Consider the following 7272-nt stretch of genomic DNA (forward strand, 5'->3'; position numbering starts at 1 on the left):
ACCGCGGGGGTCGACGCGCCGAGAGCAACCGCGAATCTCCGATTTCCGGCAGGTGCTGGCCGCAGGTGATGCTGGCCGCAGGTGGTGGCAGCAGGGGGTGCTGGCAGGTGGGGACTACACCAGGGAGTCCCTCCACGCGGCGTGCAGCTGCGCGAAGCGGCCGGTGCCGGAGATGAGCTCGGCGGGCGAGCCATCCTCCACGACCCTGCCGTGCTCCATCACGAGCACCCGGTCGGCGATCGCAACGGTCGACAGGCGGTGCGCGATGATCAGCGCCGTGCGGTCCTTCAGCAGGGTCTGCAGCGCCTCCTGCACCAGGCGCTCGCTCGGGATGTCGAGCGAGCTCGTCGCCTCGTCGAGGATGAGCACCGCGGGGTTCGCCAAGAACGCACGAGCGAACGAGATCAGCTGCCGCTGACCGGCCGACACGCGTCCGCCTCGCTTGTTCACGTCGGTGTCGTACCCGTCGGGCAGGCCCTCGATGAAGGTGTCGGCGCCGACAGCGACTGCCGCGGCCCTGATCTCCTCAGGCGTCGCACCCGGCTTGCCGAGCGCGATGTTGTCGGCGACCGTTCCGGAGAACAGGTACGCCTCCTGCGTGACCATGACGATGGCCCTGCGCAGGTCCTTCGGGTGAAGGTCGCGCAGGTCGACGCCATCGAGCGTGACAGAGCCCTCCGTCGGGTCGTAGAACCTGGCGATGAGCTTGGCGAGCGTCGACTTGCCCGCACCGGTCGAACCGACCAGCGCGATCGTCTGCCCGGATGGCACGTCGAGCGTGAACTCCGGCAGGATCACCCTGTCCTTCTTGTAGGCGAACTTCACCTCGTCGAACTTCACGTGACCGGATGCCTGCCACAGGTCCACAGGATGCGCCGGGTCCGGCACGCTCGGCTCCTCCTCCAGCACGCCTGAGATCTTCTCGAGCGCGGCCGCAGCCGACTGGTAGGAGTTGTAGAACATCGCCATCTCCTCCATCGGGTCGAAGAACCGACGGGTGTAGAGCAGCACGGCGAGCAGGATGCCGATGGGGAGCGCTCCGGTCGCGACGCGGAACCCGCCGACCAGCAGCACAATGGCCACCGTGACGTTGCCGATCAGCACCAGACCGGGGTCGAAGATGCCGAACAGTTGGATGGTCTTCGCGTTGACGTCGCGGTAGTCCTCGACGAGGTCGCCGAACTCCTTCTCGTTGCGCTTCTCCTTGCGGAATGCCTTCACGGCACGGATGCCCGTCATGGTCTCCACGAAGTGCACGATGAGCTTCGCCGAGGCAACGCGCGAGCGCCGGAACAGCACCTGCGAGCGCTTCTGGAACCACCTGGTCAGGAAGTACAACGGCACGAGCGAGACGAACAGGATGACGCCCGATACCCAGTCGTTGATGAACATGAACACCGCGATGAACCCGGAGTACAGAACACCCTGAACGAGCTGGTTGATACCGGAATCCAGCAGCTCACGAATGGAGTCGAGGTCGCTCGTCTGCCGCGAGATGATGCGACCCGACGTGTACGACTCGTGGAACTCCAGGCTCAGCCGTTGGGTGTGCAGGAACACCCGCTTGCGCAGGTCGAGCAGGATCGCCTGGCTGATGCGCGCCGACTGCACCGTGTACCACGACACCGTCACGGCGCCCAGCACGCCGGTGACCAGGTACGCGATACCGGTCAGCGTGATCGGCCACCAGTTCTGCGTCTGCAGGGCTGAGATGCCCTGGTCGATGCCGATACCGATCAGCGTGGGGCCGATCACCTGGGCGAGCGTGGAGACCACGATCACCAGGAGAGCGAACACCACCTTCCCGCGCAGCGGACGCAGCAGCGTGCCCAGCAGCCTGAGCGATCGCCGGCGGATCTGCCGCGACTCCTCCTTGGAGAAGTCGTTGCGCTCTTCGCCTGCGACACCTTGAACGGTTGCGGTGGTCATTACAGGTTCACCTCCTCGAGGATCTCTTCTTCTTCGTCGTCTTCAAGGCTCGAGATGACGAACCGGTAGTGCTCGTTGGATGCCAGCAGCTCGCTGTGCGTTCCGACCGCCGTGATGCGGCCGTCCTCGAGCAGCGCGACGCGGTCCGCCAGCATCACCGTCGAGGGGCGATGCGCGACGATCAGCGCCGTCGTGGAGGCGAGTACTCGCCGGAGTGCCGCCTCGACGAGCGCCTCGGTGTCGACATCCAGCGCCGACAACGGGTCGTCGAGCACGAGCACCTCGGGGTTCGCCGCGACGGCCCTCGCGAGCGCCAGTCGCTGCCTCTGGCCACCGGAGAGGCTGAGCCCCTCCTCGCCGACCTTCGTCTCCACGCCTTCCGGCAGGTCGTACACGAAGCCGGCCTGAGCGACCTGCAAGGCCTCGGTGAGCACGGCTTCCGCCGCAGCCTTCGTCTTCTCGTCGTCGTCGATCAGGTCGGCGCGGCCGAGCAGCACGTTGTCGCGCACCGAAGCCGAGAACAGCGTGGCATCCTCGAACGCCATGGCGATGTGGGTGCGCAACTCGCCCCTCGTGAGGTCGCGGATGTCGACGCCGTCGAGCACGACCGCGCCTCCCGTGACGTCGTAGAGACGCGTGGTGAGCGCGGTGAGCGTCGACTTGCCGCATCCGGTGAGGCCGACGAGCGCCATGGTCTCTCCAGGCTCCAGCTCGAGGTCGATGCCGTCGAGCAGGTCCGGATACCCCTCAGGGGTGTCCGGATAGCGGAAGTGCGCGCCACGGAAGACCAGTCGGCCCTTCGGGTCGGTGATGGTCTTCGGCTGCTCGGGGTCGCCGATCGAGTTCGGCGTGTTCATCACGTCGAAGAACCGGTCGGCCGCCGTGCGGGTGTCGAAGGTCATCGACAGCAGGAAGCCGATCGACTCGATCGGGAACCGAAGCACCGTCGCTGTGGCGAAGAACGCCAGGAGCTGGCCGACCTGCAGTGTGTTCTGCGAGACCAGCCAGACGCCGACCACGAGGCACAGCGCGAACGCGACGTCGGGCACCAGCAACAGCCAGAGCCAGATTCCGGCGACCGCCTTGGCCTTCGCGATCTCCGTTCCCTGCAGATCCTCCGCCTGCTTCTCGAAGTTGCGCAGTGCATGCCGGCCGCGGCCGAACGCCTTGAGCACCCGGATGCCGTGCACCGACTCCTCGACCGACGTCGCGAGGTCGCCGGCCTGGTCCTGGCTGCGCCTTGCGATCACCGAATAGCGGCTCTCGAAGATGTAGCCGTAGATCCACAGCGGGATCGAGCAGACGATGAAGATGAGCGCGAGCAGCCAGTTCCAGGCGATCAGCACGAAGAATCCGATGATGATCGTCGCGATGTTCACGAAGAGCAGCACGAACCCGAAGCTGATCCAGCGACGGATCAGGTTGAGGTCGCTGACGGCACGACTCAGCAGCTGGCCGGATGGCCATCCATCGTGGAAGCTGACCGGCAGGTCCTGCAGCTTGGCGTAGAACGCGTTGCGCAGGTCGGCCTCGACCTTCGTGCCCGGCGTCAGCACGAACCAACGGCGCAGCGAGATGAGCACCGCCTCGGCGATGCCGAGCACGAGCACGAGCACCGCCGAAGGGATGACCTGCGTCGGGTCCCCGTCTTGGATCGGGCCGTCGACGAGCGCCTGCAGCACGATCGGGATGAGCAGGGCGACGATGGACGCCCCGATCGCCGCGACCATGCCGAGATAGATGCGCGGCATGGCCGGTTTGGCGTACGGGTAGATGCGAGCGAGCGAACGGAACGTGCTCAACCGCTTCTCACCGCCGATGTGCTCGGCATGTCGTTCAGGTGGGCGGGACAGGTTTGCCTGTGAGGCAGACATGGATCACCGTTTCTGGCTGATAGGTGGTGTTCACAGAGAAAGGTGCGCAAGCGGCCTTGCGCAGATGGTCGCCCGAAGGGTCGACGTGGATCGGAAGAGGTCCGAGCGGACTGCGGAGATCGCGAGCACCGGCCGTGGCCTGTGCCGCCCCGCGCGGGTCGGACGTTCGTGGGCCGTCGGTGCGGCCGTGAGGAATCGGGAGGGTGGAAGCCTTTCGGCTCTACCTATCGTTTCCCCAATGCCGCGCGGCGCCGAAGTCGACGGCGGCAAACGGCCCGACGGTATACCCCCCGACGCCGGACAGCACGAGGCGACCCTCGACACCCCCGCGAATCCGCGTGGTCATCTCGGTCTTCGTCATGTCGTCCTCCTCAGCATCGAACCGCGTCCGTGCGTCGCGACCCCGGCCCTGGCACCCCTGCGACAGGCGAAAACGCGACAGCAGATCAGGCTATACCTGTTAATGTGCTGTGCGCAACGCGGCGTGAGCGCCGACCACGCAATTGCGCCATGTGCGCTCTACTGCGCCAGCCAGAGTGGCGCAATAGAGCGCATTTGGCGCAAGAAGATCTGTGGGAAGTCAGACCAGGGCGGGCACCGTGTCGAGACGATCGAGCGCCAGTGCCTCTGCTGCCGCGAGGGTGGTGGTGTCGCGCTCCGCGGCATCCGCGAAGATCTGCGTGACCGTGTCGCCGATCTGCTCGACCCTGGCCCTCGTCGCCTCTGCTGAGGCACCCGGACGGCTGAGCGTGTCGAGGAAGATGACGCCGCCCGCGTTCACCACGAAGTCCGGAGCCCACAGGATGCCCCGCTCACGCAGTCGAGCGGCGCCGCTGCGCTCCGCCAGCTGGTTGTTGGCGGGACCGACGACGGCCTTCACCTGAAGCGCCTCGATCACATCGGACGTGAGGATGCCGCCCACTCCGGCCGGCACGAAGACGTCACCCGGAACGAGAACGGCCTCATCGGGCTCGACCCAGTGCGCGCCGAGGTGAGCGGCGAGTCCGCGCTTCGCCGGGTTGACGTCGGTGACGGTGAGGGTCGCGCCCTCGTCTGCCAGCCGGGTGGCGAGCAGCGACCCGACATGGCCGAGACCGAGCACCGTGACCCGACGACCGGCGACGGAACGAACTCCGAAGGCCGCTTCGACGGTGGCGAGGATGCCCGCATACACACCGTGCGCCGTCGCGTCGCTCGGCTCGCCCACTCCGCCCTTGTCGGAGGGCAGCCCGCACACGTCGGCCGTGCGCTCGGCAACGATGGCCATGTCTTCGGCGCTCGTGCCGACATCCTCCGCCGTCATGTACGCGCCGTCGAGGCTTGCGATGGTGTCGCCGAGGTCGAGCATGACGTCGCGACGTCGCTCGGCATCGAGCTGCACGCCGTGCGGCAGGTAGACGACGGACTTGCCGCCGCCGCGGTTCAGGCCGGCAGCAGCGTTCTTGAGGGTCATCCCCTCGGCGAGGCGCAGCGAATCGTGCACAGCCTCGAGCCAGTTGTCGTAGGTCCACAGCCGGCATCCGCCGAGCGCCTGGCCGAGGCGGGTCGAATGGACGGCGACGCTGATGGTGAGCCCGCTTCGCGGACCCCTGACGATCACGACCTTCTCGTGGGGAAGGTCTGTTCCGGTCGACGCGACGAGATCGGGCATGACGGACAACGGTGTCTCCTTAGGCTGTGGCAGCGGGGTGGTGTGTCACGAGCGCGCCCCACCTCATGGGCGGGGCGTACAGCCCCATTGTGCCACGGAGACGCCGGGCCGAGCACCGGCGAACTGCCGCTACCCACGGCCAGCACCGTGCTCGAAATCGGAGATCCGGGGCGACACGCCGAGCGGGTGGCCGACACGGCAGGGCTGACCGCAGATCTCCGATTTTCACCAGGCGGGACGGCTGGGGTCGGCGAAGTCTAGGCCGGGCACCGGCCGGTGGGCGCCCGACCGGCGCGCGCGGTCCGGTGCGGGTACCGGCCGCGACGCGTGCCATGCGCGGTGCGAGGGGTGCGGAGCGCATAACTCCTGCAATCTGTCCGACACGGTCGGCAGACTCCGCGGAATCTCGCAGTCGTCCACCCGGCCGCGAACCAAACTGCAGGAGTTATGCGCGCGGCGGCGCGTGGGGGCAGCCGGCGGAGGTGGTCAGCCGATGAGGATGCTCAGGCAGGTGACGCAGCCCTCGAGCTTCTCGAACTCCGAGATGTCGACGGTGACGACCTTGTAGCCCAGGTCGGCGATCAGCTCGGCCGTCTTCGGAGCGGAGGCCGCGACCAGCACCGAGTCCGCCGACAGGACGACCGCCGCGACACCTGCCGGCTCCGGGACGGCGAGGAAGCGGTCGAAGATGCTGGTGTCGGCGATGCGCGAGGCGTCGCCGATCACGGTGCCGTCCGGCAGCGCCGTCGCCACAGACTTGAGGTGAAGAGCCCCGGCCACCGGCACGGCGACGACGGAGTAGCCCTCCTCGGCCGCGAACACACGCAACTGGCGAACGCCCTCGGCGTTGGTGCGCTCGCTGCGGCCCACGTAGATGGTGTCGCCGACGCGCAGCACATCGCCGCCGTCGAGCGTTCCGGGCTCCTCGATGCGGTCGATGCGCACCCCGAGGTCGGTGAGCACCGCCTCGGTACCGGGCGTCTCGCCGCGGCGCTGCTCGGCGCCGGAGCGGGCGATGATGGCGCGCCCGTCGAACACCACAGCGGTGTCCTCGACGAACACGGAGTCGGGCAGCACCTCTGCGGACGCCACCTCGACCGTGTCCCAGCCCGCCTCCGAGAGGGCGCTGACGTAGGCATCCCACTGCTCGTCGGCCTTCGTCGGGTCGACGGGCACTCGGTCGATGTTGCTGACGATTCCTTCGGCGAGGTTGGTGGCGGGGATGCGCACCAACGCCACTTTGCGCCCGGTGACCGCCGCACGGTCGTAGGCCGCGATCGTGCGGTACAGCCAGCGGCCCATCGTGGGCGTCAGCACGGTGACCAGCAGGATGAAGAGCAGGTTGCGCTCGCCCGCCAGCGTCCACAGGAACGAGACGTCGGGCTTCTGGCCGTTCGTGGCCAGGTAGATCATGGTGTTGACCGTTGTCGCGATCACTCCGACGACAAAGCCCGTGATCAGGGCACCCCACCAGGTGGCGAGCACGTCGAAGAGTGCGGCCACGCCGATCAGCACGAACGTGAAGACCGACGCGAGCGTGAAGAACCCGCTGAAGGATGCAACAGCGGCCCATCCGGCGCCCTGCAGCAGGAACGCCTCGTTGGTCAGCACCACCGTTCCCACGTGCACCAGAAGTGCGACGACGAATCCGGTGAGAACGGCGGCCACGATCCTGCGGCCCCAAGGGATGGTCATGGTTACGACACTATCCGAGTGGACGCTATGGACCGGCTGGATGTTCGCGCCGGTGGGAGGGTCGCGTGCGGGTTTCGAGACGCTCGCTTCGCGTGCTCCTCAACCAGCGGTAGAAGTGTGCGC

General features: G+C 67.4%; 5 protein-coding genes. All 5 read right to left on the bottom strand.

What is annotated here, in order from left to right:
* Window positions 1-114: 114 nt before the first annotated feature.
* Complete coding sequence (locus tag ACYVDN_RS09700; RefSeq protein ID WP_460570811.1) at window positions 115-1929, bottom strand: ABC transporter ATP-binding protein; 1815 nt, start codon at window positions 1927-1929, stop codon at window positions 115-117.
* A complete protein-coding gene (locus ACYVDN_RS09705) occupies window positions 1929-3803 on the bottom strand; it encodes an ABC transporter ATP-binding protein (protein ID WP_460570813.1) in 1875 nt (624 codons plus the stop codon). The genes ACYVDN_RS09700 and ACYVDN_RS09705 overlap by 1 nt, the downstream gene beginning before the upstream one ends.
* A gap of 220 nt (window positions 3804-4023) precedes the next feature.
* Window positions 4024-4164: a hypothetical protein gene (locus tag ACYVDN_RS09710; protein WP_460570815.1), complete on the bottom strand. Its 141-nt coding sequence runs from the start codon at window positions 4162-4164 to the stop codon at window positions 4024-4026.
* A 219-nt stretch (window positions 4165-4383) separates the two neighbouring features.
* The gene (locus ACYVDN_RS09715) at window positions 4384-5454 is read right to left on the bottom strand and encodes a Glu/Leu/Phe/Val dehydrogenase family protein (protein WP_460572315.1); all 1071 of its coding nucleotides are present in this window, start codon (window positions 5452-5454) and stop codon (window positions 4384-4386) included.
* Between the two features lie 486 nt (window positions 5455-5940).
* A complete protein-coding gene (ddaH, locus tag ACYVDN_RS09720) occupies window positions 5941-7149 on the bottom strand; it encodes a dimethylargininase (protein WP_460570817.1) in 1209 nt (402 codons plus the stop codon).
* Window positions 7150-7272 lie beyond the last annotated feature (123 nt).

The organism is Humibacter soli (assembly GCF_054779035.1).

What these genes read in the sequence shown, in the direction of transcription:
- ACYVDN_RS09705 (WP_460570813.1), bottom strand. Translation starts at nt 3,803, where the DNA reads ATGTCTGCCTCACAGGCAAACCTGTCCCGCCCACCTGAACGACATGCC.
- ACYVDN_RS09715 (WP_460572315.1), bottom strand. Translation starts at nt 5,454, where the DNA reads ATGCCCGATCTCGTCGCGTCGACCGGAACAGACCTTCCCCACGAGAAG.
- ACYVDN_RS09710 (WP_460570815.1), bottom strand. Translation starts at nt 4,164, where the DNA reads ATGACGAAGACCGAGATGACCACGCGGATTCGCGGGGGTGTCGAGGGT.
- ddaH (WP_460570817.1), bottom strand. Translation starts at nt 7,149, where the DNA reads ATGACCATCCCTTGGGGCCGCAGGATCGTGGCCGCCGTTCTCACCGGA.
- ACYVDN_RS09700 (WP_460570811.1), bottom strand. Translation starts at nt 1,929, where the DNA reads ATGACCACCGCAACCGTTCAAGGTGTCGCAGGCGAAGAGCGCAACGAC.